This is a genomic window from Pseudomonas cuatrocienegasensis (assembly GCF_900110925.1).
Taxonomy (GTDB): domain Bacteria; phylum Pseudomonadota; class Gammaproteobacteria; order Pseudomonadales; family Pseudomonadaceae; genus Aquipseudomonas; species Aquipseudomonas cuatrocienegasensis.
In genome coordinates this window covers 6,581-23,259 of the sequence record NZ_FOFP01000005.1, presented here as the reverse complement: position 1 = coordinate 23,259, position 16,679 = coordinate 6,581, and the positions used below count along the sequence as shown (strand labels likewise).

Here is a 16,679-nt window from a genome sequence, read left to right as displayed (position 1 = left end):
TTGAGTATTGTGTCCGATTTTTCTTGGCATTCTAAAGCTACATATTTTACTTTAGCTTGTTTGTGCTTGTTGTCACTTAATCCATTTATCATATGGAGCTTTAGTGTTGAAATAAGGGCGGCGGTGTTGCTTTCCTTGCTAGTAATGTTGGTGTTAAAGTGCAAGTTTTCAGTTGTAAATATTATGATAGGCAGTCTACTGGGCTCTTGTACATTCCTATACTTTTATTTGTTCGGCAATAGTTTTCTCGGGTGTATGTATTCTGCAGCTTTTATCTTTCTTCTATTACAATATGATGCTCATTTGCTGAGCAAGACATTTACTCTTTTCAAATATTTTTTTGTTTTTTCTTTAATTCCAGGAGGATTGCTTTGGGTCTATCACCATATCACTGGTGATTATCAAGCCTTTTCTGTGGGTAGCATAGAGCCGTTAATGAGTGAAGTGAAGAGCGAGAAAAATCAGTTATATACAGTTTATCCGCTTTCTATTGTACTCGATCATATGTTGGTAGGCTCTGGCTATAGACTTTTTGGCGTATATGATGAGCCCGGCGTAGTGGGTACGTTCTCAGCTCTTTTCCTAGCTGCAGATAAGTTTAATTTCAAAAAAATAGAAAATCTTCTAATTTTTGTTTTTGGAGTCATAAGCTTTTCACTTGCTTTTTATGTTCTGGTTGCAATCTCTTGCCTAATGTATTCGTTCAAAAAACCCTTTTTCTTTCTATGCGCTCTAATATCTTTGATCAGTATTCCTTTTTTTGCTCAATTTGAAATTTTTGAACAGCGAGTGTTGAGTCGTTTTGAAGTAACTGCGAATGGTATCTCTGGAGATAATCGCTCCTCCGTTAACCTAGATAATGAATTTGATAAATGGATGAGTTCCAGCGCTCGCCCTTTAATTCTTGGAGAGGCAGATTATGAGAAAACAGGCGACTCTAGTTGGAAGCAAATCCCTTTGCGTGTCGGGCTTCTTGGAACTTTGTTTTTCTTTATAATTTTAGGTGCTGTCTTCTTTTTTCATGTAAGGAAAATCGATTATTACGGATTGGTCTTCTTGTTGATTTTTTTCGCTTCTATATATCAAAGACCAAATGTTATTACGCCGGCTTATCTTATAATTTTTTTGTTTCCTTTTTTGAATTATATTAGATGTACGACTTTCTCGGAGAAAGAAACATGAAGGGTAGATATTTGTTCAGAGTTGCATATCCCGTCTTATTTTTATTTTCTCGTTTTTTGTATTTGCTGCCGCGCCAGCTTGTACGCTTTTTTTGGTGTTCGATTGATCTTATTCCTGGTTTTCTTGGTGTTGGTCTTAGGTATGCTTTCGCTTTAAGACTATCTAAAAAAATTGGACATAATGTCTTTTTGGGTCGAGGGATTGAGGTGCTTTGTTGGGAGCGTCTTTCAATTGGAGATAATGTCAGTATCCACAAAGACTGTTATATTGATGCTACAGGTAGTCTTATAATAGGAGATAACGTCTCGATTGCACATAGTTCGTCTATTCTGACTTTTGAGCATAGTTGGTCGGATTCTAGTAAGCCAATAAAATATAATCAAAGTATATATTCTCCAGTCTCTATTGGGGATGATGTTTGGATAGGTTGTGGTTGTCGTATTCTGTCGGGAATATGTATCGGCTCGAGAGTTGTTGTGGCAGCAGGTGCTGTTGTTACAAAAAATATACCGGCTGGAGTTTTAATTGGTGGTGTTCCAGCCAAAGTCATAAAGAGCATTGTTAAATGAAAGCTTTATTTGTGCATGATCATATATTTCTATCAAATGGAGTTGGCTTCTTCTCGGACAAATTAAGTTATATGGTTTGGGGGCGATATCTTTTGCATTGCGCTTCTCTTACTGTTTTTGCAAGATCTAAGAGTGTAGATGAAATTCCTAATGGTTTTCCTTCGTCAGATGGAGACTTGGTTTCGTTTGTTATAGGCGAAAATGTATCATCTTTTAAATCTTTTTTTAAGAAAAGATCTCTCGTAAAAAACAAGCTCCGCTTGCAAGTTCAGGGGCATGATTTTTTAATAATAAGATTACCAAGTGAGTTCGGCCTGCTTGCAGTTTCTTTGGCTTTGGAAGAGAAAAAGCCATTCATTATTGAGTTGGTGGGATGTGCAAAGGATGCTTATTGGTTTTATGGTGGGGTTAAGGCTAAGATCTACTCACATATTGCATTCCTTAGAACTCGTTGGGCGGTGAAAAGCTCATCTCATGTAATCTATGTTTCACAATCATATTTACAGGCCAGATATCCTGTATCGAAAAATGCTTTTTCCATAGGCATATCCAATGTATGTATTAATACTTTTGATGATGCAATTATTGACTTTCGAGAGCAGAAGATAAAGTCACCCAAAAGTAATACTGTGATTGGCGTGATTGGGTCCTTGAAAACCAAATATAAAGGTGTGCAAACTGCTATTGAAGCACTTTCATTATTGAGAGAGCGCGGTGAGCGGTACACTCTTCGCGTTCTAGGCTCTGGTGATACTACATTTTATCGTCTGCTTGCAGAGAAATTAAATATAAGTGATTTTGTTTTTTTTGACGGTGTTATTGCTCCAGGAGAATCTGTTTTAAACTGGCTTGATGAGTTAGATTTATATGTTCAGCCATCATTTACTGAGGGCGTCCCAAGAGCTTTAATTGAGGCGATGAGTCGCGCGTGTCCCGCTGTTGCAAGCTCAGCAGGAGGTATACCCGAGTTGCTAGATAAAAACTTAATTTTTCAAGCTGGCGATGAAAGAAGGCTTGCATCCTTAATTCATCAGCTAAGTGATGTTGAGTTTGCAATTTCGCAAGCAAAAAGAAATTTCTCAACGTCAAAGCTCTATGGCTATCATCGTTTGGAAAAATTAAGAAGCTCTTTTATTTGTTCTTTCAAGTTGTTTAATGGGCTGCCTGGTAAGTGAGATTTTTTATTGGCGTTACAGCTTTTATGAGTTTTCGCTGCTAAATTTTATTGATTGTTAATTTGTTCTTTTAAGCGTCATGAATTTGAGGCTGCTCCAATTTCTACAGCCATAAGTTTTGGGTTTTTACAGGTGGTTTTTGATTTATGTCTATCTTATTAATTATTGTCAATGACCCTGTTTACTTTATATCGCATCGATTGCCAATTGCGGAGGCGGCACGAGATAGTGGATATTCTGTACATGTGGCAAGCATAGCAAGTCCTGTAGCTATAAAAGTTATTGAGCTTGGTTTCACTTACCATGAGCTACATATGCGCCGAGGTGGGGTAAATCCTTTAGAAGAAATTTACTCTGTCTTTTCTTTCTGGCGTTTATTAGTAAAAATAAGGCCTGATATTCTACACTTGGTAACTACTAAGCCGGTTCTTTATGGTGGATTAGCTGCAAGATTTTCTTCTGTTAAAGGGGTGGTTGCAGCAATTGCTGGCCTCGGTTCAATATTTCTTTCACAGAGCATCAAGTTTAAAATTCTTCGGATGCTTGTATGTCAAATGTATAGCTTCGCTCTGGGTAAAAAAAATCTCCGAGCAATTTTCCAAAATCCAGACGACCGTAATACCATGATCAAAATCGGTGCTCTAGACTCTAGTAAGACAGTTTTGATACGTGGTTCAGGTGTCAGGTTGAATGCATATGATTTTCGTGAGGAGCCTGCAGGCAAGGTGGTGGTTACTTTTGCTGGTAGGCTCTTGCATGATAAGGGGGTAATTGAGTTTATTGAGGCTGCCGATCTCCTTTTAAGTAAAAATGTTAGTGCAATTTTCCAATTAGTTGGCGATGTAGATGACGGCAATCCAAGCAGTCTTTCTGTTGGCGAAGTTTCTGCTTTAAGTTTAAAGAAAAATGTTTTTTTTATGGGGCATAGGCACGATATTGCTGAGATCTTTTATAATTCTAATTTAGTTGTTTTGCCCTCCTACAGGGAAGGTTTGCCTAAAGTTTTGTTAGAGGCAGCTGCTTGCGGGCGCGCTGTCGTAACTACTGATGTTGCTGGATGCCGTGACGCTATTGAGCCTGATGTTACCGGCTTATTAGTGCCTGTTCGTGATCATGTTGCTCTGGCCAACGCAATAGAATTGTTGATAAAAAATCCGGATCTGCGTAGGCGTATGGGGGCGAAGGGGCGTGATCTTGCTGAGCGTGAATTCACTATTGAAAACGTTATCCAGGCGCATTTGAATATCTACAAAGAATTGGAGGATAACGTTTGATTTCGCCTACAGAAATTTTAGTGACAGGAGCCTCTGGCTTTCTTGGTCATGGCTTAATCAAGCACTTGAGTCGTAATTCAAGTTTTAACATCTTGGCTCTAGCTAGGACTAGTAATGTAAATTTTCCTGATAACGTGACACTGTCATTAGTACCTGGGGATGATATATTTACAGGCGAGCTTCCATTGCGTAAAGGGCAGGTAGTGGTGCATCTTGCCGCTCGTGCACACGTAACCAGCGAGACGTGTTCTGTTCCACTTGACCTGTTCCGATCTGTTAATGTTGATGGTGCTTTAAATGTTGCGCGGCAGGCTCTCAGTGTCGGGGTGAAAAGATTTATATTTATTAGCTCTATCGGTGTGAATGGTTCTAATACCCATGGGACCGCTTTTACTGAACAATCTCCTCCCTTGCCCCACGCAGACTATGCTCTATCTAAATTAGAGGCAGAGCAAGGCTTGTGGGATTTGTTTAAAGGTAGCGATGTAGAGTTAGTGGTTATTCGGCCTCCGTTAGTTTATGCAGGCCACGCCCCAGGAAATTTTGCGCGCCTACTCCGTCTTGTTGCAAGCAAAGCGCCGTTGCCGTTTGCTGCAATTGAGAATAAGCGTAGTATGGTTGCTTTAGAGAATTTAGTAGACTTTATATCTTTATGTATTGATCATCCTGCTGCTGCTGATGAGTTATTTTTAATCTCAGATGGTGCCGATGTATCTACTGCGGATATTATTCGCCATCTCCGCGCAGGTATGAATTTGAAAAACTATTTGTTTCCATTCCCCGAATTACTAATGCGCTACGGCGCATCAGTATTTGGTAAGCAGACTGCATACATGCAGCTTTGTGGTTCTTTGTGTATTGATTCAAGTAAGGCACGTAATTTGTTGGGATGGTTTCCGAAATTAACCCCGGAAGAAGCATTACGTAAAGCTGGTCAAAATTATCAGAAGAGTGCGGCGCTACGTCCTTGATTTCTCAGAGACTTCTATGAATTTTTTTTGGTTGCTGTTTCCGATAGTCACTGGTTTCTCTCTTGGAATGACCTGCGTATTGCGTCGTTATGCCCTGACTCGCAGCATCATAGATATCCCCAATGCTCGCAGCTCGCACTCTGTGCCTACACCTCGCGGTGGTGGGGTGGCTATTGTCCTGGTGTTTCTAGCAGCTTTATTTTGGCTTGCTGTGCAAGGGCTGACTGAGCCTGCTGTTGCGTATGCGTTGGGCGGAGCGGGTGCTTCTGTTGCAGTGCTGGGCTTTTTGGATGACCACGGCCACATTGCTGCGCGCTGGCGGTTGCTGGGGCATTTTGCGGCTGCGGCTTGGTCGCTGTTCTGGTTGGGCGGTTTGCCGGCGTTGCAGGTTTGGGGTTTGCAACTGGATCTTGGTTGGGCCGGGTATGTGTTGGCGGCTTTTTATCTTGTCTGGTTGCTTAACCTGTACAACTTTATGGACGGCATCGACGGTATTGCCAGTGTTGAGGCGATCTGTGTTTGTGTTGGCGCCGCTGTGCTGGTTTGGGTGAGTAATGGGAGTGTCGCTGCTTGGTTGCTGCCTCTGGTCTTGGCGGCTGCCGTAGCGGGTTTTCTGTTCTGGAACTTTCCACCAGCGCGCATTTTTATGGGGGATGCCGGCAGTGGTTTCCTGGGGATTACCTTGGGTGTGCTGTCGCTTCACGCCGCTTGGCTAAACCCGCAATGGTTGTGGTGCTGGTTGATTCTGCTTGGTGTATTTATTGTTGATGCGACCTTTACCCTGCTGCGCCGGCTTGCTCGTGGCGACAAGGTGTACGAAGCGCATCGCAGCCATGCCTATCAATACGCTTCCCGTGCCGCTGGGCGTCATTTGCCGGTCACCCTGGCGGTGCTGGCGATCAATCTTCTATGGCTGTTGCCGCTTGCGCTTTGCGTGGCCGCAGGGCTGATGGCGGGCATGACGGGGGTGCTGGTGGCTTATGCGCCGCTGATTGGGCTTGCAGCTTACTTCAAGGCTGGGGCGTTAGAGCGATGAGCCAGGGGCGGTTATTGATTCTTGGGGCCGGTGGGCACGGCAAGGCTGTCGCTGAAGCCGCGCAGCTGTCCGCTGCATGGGATGAAATTGTTTTTGTGGATGATCGCTGGCCGGCTTTGACTCATGTTGCAGGTTTTACAGTGGTGGCCAGTTTGCAGACGCTTGAGCAGGTCTGCCGGCCTGGCGACTCGGCTATCGCAGCTGTTGGTAATAATGCTTTGCGTGAGCGTTGGTTGGCTCAGGTGCGCCGCCTCGGTATTGTGGTGGCGACGGTTGTGCATCCTCACGCGAGTGTGAGCAGTACCGCGGAAATTGGCGAGGGCTGTGCGGTGATGGCGTTGGCAATGGTGGGGGTGGATGCTCTTTTAGGTGAGGGAGTGATCATCAATGCCCATGCCACGGTCGACCATGATGCCTGTGTCGAGGCCTACGGGCATTTGGGTGTGGGTGTACACCTGGCCGGTGGTGTCACGGTCGGCGCGCGTGCCTGGCTGCAGGCCGGATGTGTAGCCGGTTATGGGGTGCGGGTTGCTGCTGGCGTCGTCATGGAACCAGGCCGCGCGCTCATGCATGAGCCGGGGGTTTAACGCTAATAACGTTGAACCCTATGGGAGTAGAGCCTTGTCTATATCGTAATTTTCCGGCATGGGTATTTGCCGTGCCGGCAGAGTAGTTGGATAGTTGATGAAACTTCAGGGAAGCGAGGTGCGGGTGTGTTGAGGTTTGCAGAGTACATGCGGGGCCAATTGCTGGCATTGCCACGGCGGCAAAAGCGCATGCTGCAGGTCGCTGTGGATGTGCTGCTGGTGTGGGCATCACTGTGGCTGGCGTTTGTCGTGCGCCTTGGTGATACCAAGAATATTGATCCGTTTGGCGGGCATGCCTGGTTGTTTCTCGCGGCGCCTGTGGTGGCTATTCCGCTGTTTATCCGCTTTGGTATGTACCGCGCGGTGATGCGCTATTTCGGCAACGACGCCTTGGTAGCGATTATCAAGGCAGTGTCGCTGTCGACGCTGTTGTTGGCTCTGTTGGTGTACTGGTATCAGCAGCACGCCCAGGCGGTGGTGCCGCGCTCCATGGTGTTCAACTACTGGTGGTTGAGCATCATGTTGATTGGCGGCCTACGTTTGTTTATGCGCCAGTACTTTTTGGGTGATTGGTTCTCCCCCAAGCATTCGATGGGTTTTGCGCCGCGGGATAATGGCCTGCCCAAGGTGGCCATTTATGGCGCGGGTGCCGCAGGCAATCAGCTGGTTACGGCGTTGCGCATGGGGCGGGGTATGCGCCCTGTCGCTTTTATCGATGATCAGCCGGAACTTGCCAACAGCGTGATTGCCGGCCTGCGTGTCTACAAACCGCGCCACATTGAGCGAATGATTGAGGAAACCGGCGCCCAGGAAATCCTGTTGGCGATCCCTTCGGCAACCCGAGCGCGCCGGCGTGAGGTGCTGGAATTGTTGGAGGCCTACCCGCTGCATGTACGCAGTGTGCCCGGCTTTATGGACTTGGCCAGTGGCCGGGTGAAGGTCGAAGATGTGCAGGAGGTTGATATCGCCGACCTGCTGGGTCGGGATGCGGTGCCGCCGGTGCCGGTGTTGTTCGAGCGTTGCATTCGCGATCAGGTCGTACTGGTTACTGGGGCGGGTGGTTCCATCGGCTCCGAGTTGTGCCGGCAGATCTTAGGCACCGGGCCGTCGATTTTGGTGTTGTTCGACCACAGTGAGTTCAACCTATACAGCATCCATACAGAGCTTGAGCAGCGTATCCGTCGCGAATCGCTGCCTGTGACGTTGATCCCTATCCTGGGCTCTATTCGCAATGCATCACGGCTGCTGGATGTGATGCGCACCTGGCAGGTGAACACGGTCTACCACGCGGCAGCGTATAAGCATGTGCCGATGGTGGAGCACAACATTGCCGAGGGTGTGTTGAACAATGTCTTGGGTACAACCTATACCGCGCAAGCAGCGTTGCGTGCGGGGGTCGAACATTTTGTACTGATTTCGACCGACAAGGCCGTGCGGCCTACAAACGTCATGGGCAGCACCAAGCGTCTTGCAGAGATGGTTCTGCAGGCCCTGAGCGCGGAGCCGGCGCCGGTGTTATTGCATGACCGTAGCGGGGTCCCCCACGTCAACAAGACCCGGTTCACCATGGTGCGCTTCGGCAATGTGTTGGGCTCGTCTGGTTCGGTGATACCGCTCTTCTATCAGCAGATCCGCAAAGGTGGGCCGGTGACGGTGACGCACCCGAACATCACGCGTTTCTTTATGACTATTCCTGAGGCGGCCCAGTTGGTTATTCAGGCGGGCGCCATGGGGCAGGGCGGGGATGTGTTTGTGTTGGATATGGGGCAGCCCGTACGCATTGCCGACTTGGCGGAAAAGATGATTCACCTGTCCGGGATGAGTGTTCGCTCTCACAAGAATCCCCATGGTGATATAGCTATCGAATTCACCGGTTTACGTCCAGGGGAGAAGCTCTACGAGGAGCTGCTCATTGGCGATGACGTCAGCAAGACCGAGCACCCGATGATCATGCGGGCCAATGAGGAGTGTCTGGGCTGGGAACCCTTCAAGCAGGCGCTGGAGAATCTGCTGGATGCTGTTGGCCGCGATGACTATGACCGTGTTCGTCAGTTGCTGCGCGAGACGGTTAACGGTTACAAACCCGAAGGTGAGATTGTCGACTGGATGCATCTGCAGCGGCGGACTTGAGTGGCGCCGCGGCGGTTGATGCCGAGCGGAGTCAGGAGGAGAGATGCTTGTTTACGGCTTGCTCTATGCCGTTGTCCTGATTCACTTGCTGTTTATCGCCTTTGTATTGCTCGGCGGTGTGTTGGCTTTGCGCTGGCGCCGGGTGGTGTGGGTGCACCTACCCGCAGTGGCTTGGGGTGTGATCGTCGAGGTGATGCACCTGCAGTGCCCGCTGACACCTCTGGAAAACAGCCTGCGCCGCGCAGCCGGTGAGGCCGGTTATAGCGGCGGCTTTATCGAGCAGTATCTCCTGACACTGCTTTATCCAGCAGGGCTGACGCCACAGGTTCAGTTGTGGCTAGGGGCTGTCGTGGTGGTCGTCAATGCGCTGGTGTACGGCATGGTTATCTGGCGGGTTTTGCGCCGAACAGGCTAGCTGGGTTGTTTGATCTCCAGTTTCCCGGGTATCGCTGCGCTCAACCCAGGCTACCGGTATGGGTGTGCCGCGCTGTGCTGAGTGCTGAGTGTTTCATTAGGTGTCTCGCCTTCGGCCTCGTTATTCAGAAGCCTGATGGTAGGTGGGGGCGAATATTTCCTTCGCTACACTGCGAGCATCTACCTCACACAACAAGGCGACCTTAGGTATGCAAAATCGCATGATGATCACCGGCGCTGGCTCGGGTTTGGGTCGTGAAATCGCCCTGCGCTGGGCCCGTGAGGGCTGGCAGTTGGCGCTGTCGGATGTCAACGAGCCGGGGCTGGCGGAAACTCTGCAACTGGTGCGTGTGGCTGGCGGCGATGGTTTTACCCAGCGCTGCGATGTGCGTGATTACAGCCAGCTGACTGCGTTGGCCCAGGCGTGCGACGAGAAGTTTGGCGGCATTGATGTGATCGTCAATAACGCGGGTGTCGCGTCGGGCGGGTTCTTTGGCGAGTTGTCGCTGGAGGATTGGGACTGGCAGATTGCGATCAACCTGATGGGCGTGGTCAAGGGCTGCAAGGCGTTCCTGCCGCTGCTCGAACGCAGCAAAGGTCGGATCATCAACGTGGCCTCCATGGCCGCGCTGATGCAGGGCCCGGCCATGAGCAATTACAACGTGGCCAAGGCCGGTGTGGTGGCGTTGTCGGAGAGCCTGCTGATCGAGCTCAAGGGTCATGAGGTCGGCGTGCATGTGGTCTGCCCGTCGTTCTTCCAGACCAACCTGCTGGATTCTTTCCGGGGCCCGACTCCGGCCATGAAGGCCGCCGTGGGCAAGCTGCTGGAAAGCTCGCCGATCACCGCTGAAGACATTGCCGATTACATCTATGAGGCGGTCGCCCGTGGCGAGTTTATGATCCTGCCGCACGAGCAGGGCCGCATGGCCTGGGCGTTGAAGCAGAAGAATCCGCAGTTGCTGTATGACGAAATGATCAATATGACCGAGAAAATGCGCAGCAAGGCCCGCCAAGGCTGAGGCGCGCATAGTCATCTTGTGCCTACTCAGTCGGTAGCCTGGGTCGAGCGTAGCGACACCCGGGGGCTCTTGCGAGGAAGTCGGGCGCTACTTGCCCCCTGCCGTCTGCGCGGGTAGGGTAGCCACCCGGTTTTGACCCTCGTTGTATTTGGATTGCCTGTGAAACCCCTTTCTCGGACTGTATTGCTGGGCGCGCTGGTACTGGCGGCAGTCAATCTGCGCCCTGGCATTACCTCTCTGGCGCCGCTAATCGAGCGGATTGCCGATGAGCTTTCCCTAAGCCGCATGTTTATTAGCCTGACCACGGCGCTGCCAGTGCTGTGCATGGGGCTGTTGGCGCCGCTTGCCCCGCGTTTGGCATTACGCCTGGGATTGGAACGGACCATCACCTTGTGCTTGATGGGCGTGGTGCTGGCGCTGGCTCTGCGTTTGGCCGGCCATAACAGTACGCTGCTGGTCGGCAGTGCCGTGTTGATGGGCACGGCGATTGCCTTGGCCGGCCCGTTGTTGTCCGGTTTTATCAAGCGTCATTTCACTGGCCAGATGGGGCAGGTGGTGGGCTGGTATTCGTTGAGCATGGCGGTGGGGGGCGCCGCCGGTGTAGTGCTGACGGTGCCGGTGACTACGCTGTTCGCCGGTGACTGGTCCATGGGCCTGGCCTTTTGGGCGCTGCCGGCGGCCGCGGCAGTGCTGGTCTGGTGGCGCTTGCCGACGCAACCTGAGACGGTCGCATCACATGAGGGCCGCGGCTTGCCATGGCGCGAGCCACGGGCCTGGTTGATCAGCACCTTGTTCGCGACCCAGGCGGGATTGTTCTATGCCCTGGCGACCTGGTGCGTGGCGCGTTATCACGAGGCGGGATTGACGCTGATGCACGCCAATACCCTGTTCAGCCTGTCGATGCTGATGGGCTTGCCGAGCGCCTTTCTGTTGCCCTGGCTGGTGCAGCGTTTCGGCAATCGCTATCGCTTGCTGACCGCCTGTGCAGCGTTGACCTGCATTAGCCTGGTGATGATTACTGGCTGGCCGACGGTTTGGCCGCAGCTGTGGGCATTGACGCTGGGGTTTGGTTTGAGCGGGTCGTTTTCCCTGTCGCTGGTGTTGCCGCTGTACGAGGCCGACTCGCCCCTGGCTGTCAGCCGCTGGACCGCGATGATGCTGTTCATGGGCTACAGTTTCGGCTCGCTAACACCTGTGCTCAGTGGCCTGGCCCGGGATATGGCCGGCAATTACCAGGTGCCGTTTATGGTGCTGACTGGTTTGGCGCTGCTGCTCTGTGTGCTGGCTTGGTGGCTGGGGCGTACTGCTCGGCGCGCCTAGGGTCGCGTCTACGATGAAATGTCGGTCTGTGGGAGGGGCTTTAGCCGCGACGCTTTCAGCGTTTTCACGATCTATCGCGAATAAATTCGCTCCTACAAGGGCGGTTTGCTGATTTTCATCTTTGCCGACCTGGCTGTGGGGCGAGGTCGTCTGTTTCTGGAGTGCCGGTGTGGAATCCGAATCCCTCGTTTATGGTTGCATCCGCGATTGGCCAGGGGACGACACCGAGCAGAGCCGGCAGCGTCGTGCCAGCAATCGTGCGGTGCTGGCGCAGTTGCCTGAGGATGAGTTGGGACCATTGCTGGGGCGCGAGATGTTCAGTGTGCCGGCCGCTGCACGCGACGTGCAGGCGCAGAGCCAGGTGATCCACTTCGGCGCCAGTTATCAGGCCGTGGAGTATGAGTGGAGCCTGTGGATCCAGCAGTTCGAGGCCTTGCTCAAGCGTCTGTACTGGGTCAGTGCCGTGGTGCACTTGGAGACCGAGCTCAATGGCACGCACACCTTTCGCTGGGAATCCGACAATGGCCTGCACAGCCCTGATGAGGGCGAGTTACGGGTGCGTTGTGCCTGGGAGCGGGAGGGTGGTGTACGGGGTTGATGGGTGATTCACCTGAGCGCCGACGATATACCCAGGCTAGTGTCGCAACCCAGGTCATCTGGCGCACTCTGTAGGAGCGAAGGGGCGGCTAGCCTTTATTCGCGATCTATCTTGAAAGCGCTACAGAAGTCGCGGCTAAAGCGGAGCGCCGCCCGGCCCCTCCCACATTCCAAGCCTTCACAGGCAGTGCTGCAGATTTGTAGGAGCCCCGCCTCGGGGCGAAGCACCTGAGCACCGCGCAATTAAGTAACAAATTATCACTGCCAGCCCTCTGGCGGCGTTTGTGCCGATGGATACACTGGCGCATCTTTTTTGGGAGCTGTTGCAAATGACCTTGATGACCCTGGTGTACTTGATCGCAGGCCTGGTTCTGTTGGTGGCCGGTGCCGAAGTTCTGGTGCGCGGTGCCGCCAAGCTGGCCGCGCAGTTTGGCATTCCGCCGCTGGTGGTTGGTTTGACCGTGGTGGCGTTCGGCACCAGTGCCCCGGAGACGGCCGTCAGTGTGCAGGCCGCCCTGAACGGCAGCGGTGACCTGGCGATTGGCAACGTGGTCGGCAGTAATATCGCCAACGTGTTGCTGATCCTCGGCATGACCGCCCTGGTCGCACCACTGATCGTGTCGCGCCAACTGATACGTCTGGATGTGCCAATCATGATTGGCGCCAGCCTGCTGACCCTCGCGCTGGCCTGGGATGGCAGCCTGAGCCGTATAGACGGCGCCATTCTGTTCTCCGGTGTACTGGCCTACACCGCCTTTTTGATTATCAGCAGCCGCAAGGAGCAGGCAGCCGGGCCGGATGACGAGTTCGCCCGCGAGTTCGGCCTGAATGAGCCTGCCAAACCCTATGCCGGTTTGATCAATGCCGGGCTGATCGTTGTTGGCTTGGTGCTGTTGGTAGTGGGTTCCAACTTTCTGGTGGAAGGGGCGGTCAGCCTGGCACGGGCGCTGGGCCTGTCGGAGCTGGTGATCGGCCTGACCGTGGTCGCCATCGGTACCTCGCTGCCAGAGCTGGCCACCTCGATCATGGCGGCGATCCGTGGTGAGCGCGACATCGCGGTCGGCAATATCGTCGGCAGCAACATTTTCAACCTGCTCTGCGTACTCGGCCTGGCCTCGTTGGTCTCGCCGGCGGCCATCGTGGTGTCGGCCAACGCCCTGGCGTTCGACTTCCCGGTGATGATCGCCGTCGCTGTAGCCTGCCTGCCGATCTTCTTTTCCGGGTACCGCATCAACCGTTGGGAAGGTCTGCTGTTTATCGGCTACTACGCGGCCTACACCCTGTACCTGGTGATGTCCGCCTCGGGTCGGCCGTTCGCCCAGGTGTTTGGTGATGCCATGATCGGTTATGTGCTGCCGCTGACGGTGGTGACTCTGGTGGTGATTGCCGGGCGTGCCTGGCGGGCGCAGCGCGCGCACTAATCATCGCAAGCACGGGCAAAAGCTTCGCGCCGGGGCGGCGCTCATGATGTGGTGTATCCATTTCCAGGCGTCACCGCGCGGCTTGTGTAGGAGCCGCGCCCCGCGGCGAATAGTGGCCATGCAGCGGTATCGCAGATAGGCCCAAAAGTTTCGCGCCGGGGTGGCACTCCTACGGGACGGCGGTGTACACACCATCTCCATAACGTCACCGCTTGGCTTTTCGTAGGCGCTGCGCCTCGCAGCGAATAGTCGCCATCCAGTGCTATTTGGAGTTGCCATCGGTATTACGCTGGCGTGCATCTCCTGCAAAAGTACCGTTGCGCAGGCCCTGCTGCTGCGGGATGCTGAGCGTCCCTTGTCCAGCCTATGTCTGTTATGTCCGAGGTCATTCCCGCTGCTGTCCAGCCCTGGCGCCTGCGTCAGGCTGATGGTGCGCGTCTGTGTCTGCTTAGCCAGGCCGGGCCTTATGCTGCCCTGTGCGTGCGCGTGGCAGCCGGCAGCCATGACGAGCCACGCGCTTACCCGGGGCTGGCGCATTTTCTCGAGCACCTGCTGTTTCTTGGTGGTCAGCGTTTTGCCGGCGAGCAACGCCTGATGCCGTTCGTGCAGGCCTGCGGCGGTCAGCTCAACGCCTCGACCCAGGCGCGCTTTACCGACTATTTTTTTGAGGTGCCGGTCGAGCATTTCGCGGCGGCGCTCGAACGGCTGGCCGATATGCTCGCCACGCCGTTGCTGGACATCGACGCGCAGCGGCGTGAGCGTGAAGTGCTGCATGCCGAGTTCATCGCTCGCAGCCAGGACCTCGATACCCTGATCGACACTGCGCTCGGCCAATTGCTGGCGGGTGATCATCCAGCGGCGGCTTTTCTGGCGGGCAACCGCGACACCTTGCCGGTCGAGCAAGCGCGCTTTCAACAGGCGCTGCGCGGTTTTTATCGGCGCCATTATCGGCGCAGCCAACTGACGCTGACCCTGGTCGGGCCACAACCGCTTGCGCACCTGCAGCAACTGGCCGAAGGCCTGCTCGCGGCGTTACCGGGCGGGCGGGTTCGGCCGCCTCGTGCTGTTGCGGCCATGGTGCCGCTGCGCGGCCAGTACCTGCGCATGCAGGTAGCCAGTGGCGCACCGCAGCAACTGTTCGCCTGGGCGCTGACATGGCCCGAGGCGCTGCTCCCGGCAGCGTGTGAACAGGCCTTAGAGGCCTTGCGCCTGGCGTTGGCCGATCCGTCACCTGGTGGCTTGCTGGCCTGTCTGCGGGAGGTTGGGCTAGCGCAGCGGTTGCAGCTGCAGGTGGTTTATCGCTACCGCCAGCAAACCCTGCTGCGCCTGGTGGTGGACCTGGTTCAGGACTCGTCTGCCAAGCGAGCTCAGGTACGCGGCGTGGTGCACAGCTGGCTGAGTTTTTTTGCCGGTGCCGATTGGGCTCCGTTGCTGGCGCGCGTGCAGCAGCGCCAGCAGTATGCGGAGTTGGCTGGTGGAGCCTTGCAGCGGGCGCGGCAGTGGCAGACCTGGCAGGCGCTAAATCTGCACCCGGCCGCGCCGCTTGAGGCCCAGGCCGCAGAGGCGCTGCAACTGCTCTGCGCGCAAGTGCAAAGCGAGTCACGGCTGATTGAGGGTGAAATTGGCTCTGAGCCTGTCGCGGCATGGCCCACTGGCGGCTTCCCGCTGCAGATGGTTCTGCAGACGCCTGGCCCCCGTCTGATGTTCGAGCATGCCTGGCAATTGCCCGGCGATAATCCGCTGATGGCGGTAACGGTCGCTCTGCCCGCGCTCGCCCGACCAGTCGCGCTGCACTGGCAGCCAGCACCGAGCGCCGATGGCTTGGCAGTGCTTTATGCCCGTCGCCAGGACCTGGACGCGCCAGGTCGCGCCGCCGCGCGGGATCTGTTGCACAGCCTGCAGGACGCCTGCGCCGAGGTGGGCGTGCAACTGCGGGTAAGCGACGAGGAGGGCGCGCAGACCTTGTGTCTGCGCGGCCCGGCAGAACCTCTGGGGCAGTTGGCGGTGCACGTCTGGGCGCGCTGGTTGCAGGTGCCGCAGTCGATAGTTGGCCCCGCAGCGGTTGCCAGTGCGGCACTGCCGATCCGCCAGTTACTGGCGCGGCTCGATGAGCTGATCGTACCGGCACCAGGACGTACTCACCGGATCGAGGGGCTAGGCGTCGGTCTGACGCAGCAGCATCAGGCCCGCTTGCAGGCGCTGTTCGGCCCACCAGACGATATGCCTGAGCCGCCAGCCCAGGTGCCACGGCAGGCGCTCTGGCGGGAGGCACATCTGCCGCCCGGTGAGCATGCGCTGGTGTTGTTTTGCCCGCAGCCGGAGCCCACTGCTACCAGTGAAGCGGCTTGGCGCCTATTGGCTCAGCGCTTGCAACCGGGCTACTACCAGCGCATGCGCAGTGACCTGCAATTGGGCTATGCGGTGTTTTGCGCTTACCGTCAGGTCGCCGGAGTGCGTGGGCTGCTATTCGCCGTGCAGTCACCCGAGGTGCCGCCGCTACAGTTGATCGCGCATATCGAGACCTTTATGCGCGAGGCCACGGCAGTACCGCTTGATGCACTGGCATTGGCGGCACAGAGCAGCGCCCTGCAGGCTCAGCGCCGCGCTCAGGTGCAAACGCTTGACGGTTTTGCCGAGCAGCACTGGCTGGATTTGTTGGCAGGGCTGCAGCCGTCCCACGCCGACGCTGTTGACCAAGCCCTGCTGGCACTTACCCCGGACAACCTGCTCGCCGCCCAGCAGGCCCTGCGTACCGGCCCCTGGCGAGTCCTGGCCAGCGCGCCCGGCCCCGTGCACTGGCGGCAGTCGAGCTAATATCGCTGCCGCCGCTTTTTGGCGATCTGGGAATTCCCGGTATAGCCGCCATTCGCCGCGAGGCGCGGCGACGACGCGTTTGTGGGAGCCGAGTCCAGCAGCGAATACCATGCCCGACGCTGAGGTAGCTGAAGGGCTGCAATCGTTTCGCCCCGAGGCGGGGCTCCTAC

14 protein-coding genes are annotated in these 16,679 nt (G+C 54.6%); all 14 read left to right on the top strand.

Annotated elements, in window-relative coordinates; all coding sequences use genetic code 11:
- Positions 1–1,182 (top strand): hypothetical protein, encoded by a 1,182-nt coding sequence (locus BMW49_RS24505; protein WP_139133812.1) that lies wholly within the window; start codon positions 1–3, stop codon positions 1,180–1,182.
- Positions 1,179–1,751 (top strand): acyltransferase, encoded by a 573-nt coding sequence (locus BMW49_RS08620; RefSeq protein ID WP_069518374.1) that lies wholly within the window; start codon positions 1,179–1,181, stop codon positions 1,749–1,751. The genes BMW49_RS24505 and BMW49_RS08620 overlap by 4 nt, the downstream gene beginning before the upstream one ends.
- Entirely contained in the window at positions 1,748–2,926 is a 1,179-nt protein-coding gene (locus BMW49_RS08615) for a glycosyltransferase family 4 protein (protein ID WP_069518158.1), read from the top strand. Before BMW49_RS08620 ends, BMW49_RS08615 begins: the two co-directional genes overlap by 4 nt.
- A 146-nt stretch (positions 2,927–3,072) precedes the next feature.
- Positions 3,073–4,200 (top strand): glycosyltransferase family 4 protein, encoded by a 1,128-nt coding sequence (locus BMW49_RS08610; RefSeq protein WP_069518156.1) that lies wholly within the window; start codon positions 3,073–3,075, stop codon positions 4,198–4,200.
- Positions 4,197–5,171 (top strand): NAD-dependent epimerase/dehydratase family protein, encoded by a 975-nt coding sequence (locus BMW49_RS08605; protein WP_244168321.1) that lies wholly within the window; start codon positions 4,197–4,199, stop codon positions 5,169–5,171. Before BMW49_RS08610 ends, BMW49_RS08605 begins: the two co-directional genes overlap by 4 nt.
- Before the next feature lie 16 nt (positions 5,172–5,187).
- Complete coding sequence (locus BMW49_RS08600; RefSeq protein ID WP_069518154.1) at positions 5,188–6,207, top strand: MraY family glycosyltransferase; 1,020 nt, start codon at positions 5,188–5,190, stop codon at positions 6,205–6,207.
- Complete coding sequence (locus tag BMW49_RS08595) at positions 6,204–6,794, top strand: PglD-related sugar-binding protein (protein ID WP_083251704.1); 591 nt, start codon at positions 6,204–6,206, stop codon at positions 6,792–6,794. Before BMW49_RS08600 ends, BMW49_RS08595 begins: the two co-directional genes overlap by 4 nt.
- A 147-nt stretch (positions 6,795–6,941) precedes the next feature.
- On the top strand, positions 6,942–8,924 hold the full coding sequence (locus tag BMW49_RS08590; RefSeq protein ID WP_069518147.1) for a polysaccharide biosynthesis protein: 1,983 nt from the start codon (positions 6,942–6,944) through the stop codon (positions 8,922–8,924).
- 43 nt (positions 8,925–8,967) lie between these two features.
- The gene (locus BMW49_RS08585) at positions 8,968–9,339 is read left to right on the top strand and encodes a DUF2784 domain-containing protein (RefSeq protein WP_069518145.1); all 372 of its coding nucleotides are present in this window, start codon (positions 8,968–8,970) and stop codon (positions 9,337–9,339) included.
- A gap of 208 nt (positions 9,340–9,547) precedes the next feature.
- The gene (locus BMW49_RS08580; protein WP_069518142.1) at positions 9,548–10,357 is read left to right on the top strand and encodes an SDR family oxidoreductase; all 810 of its coding nucleotides are present in this window, start codon (positions 9,548–9,550) and stop codon (positions 10,355–10,357) included.
- A gap of 159 nt (positions 10,358–10,516) precedes the next feature.
- Positions 10,517–11,677: an MFS transporter gene (locus BMW49_RS08575; RefSeq protein ID WP_069518140.1), complete on the top strand. Its 1,161-nt coding sequence runs from the start codon at positions 10,517–10,519 to the stop codon at positions 11,675–11,677.
- 169 nt (positions 11,678–11,846) lie between these two features.
- Entirely contained in the window at positions 11,847–12,275 is a 429-nt protein-coding gene (locus BMW49_RS08570) for a hypothetical protein (protein WP_069518138.1), read from the top strand.
- A gap of 328 nt (positions 12,276–12,603) precedes the next feature.
- Positions 12,604–13,695 carry a calcium/sodium antiporter gene (locus BMW49_RS08565; RefSeq protein WP_069518370.1) on the top strand — a complete coding sequence of 364 codons (1,092 nt, stop codon included), beginning with the start codon at positions 12,604–12,606 and terminating at the stop codon, positions 13,693–13,695.
- A 366-nt stretch (positions 13,696–14,061) separates the two neighbouring features.
- Positions 14,062–16,509 carry a pyrroloquinoline quinone biosynthesis protein PqqF gene (gene pqqF, locus BMW49_RS08560; RefSeq protein WP_083251703.1) on the top strand — a complete coding sequence of 816 codons (2,448 nt, stop codon included), beginning with the start codon at positions 14,062–14,064 and terminating at the stop codon, positions 16,507–16,509.
- Positions 16,510–16,679 lie beyond the last annotated feature (170 nt).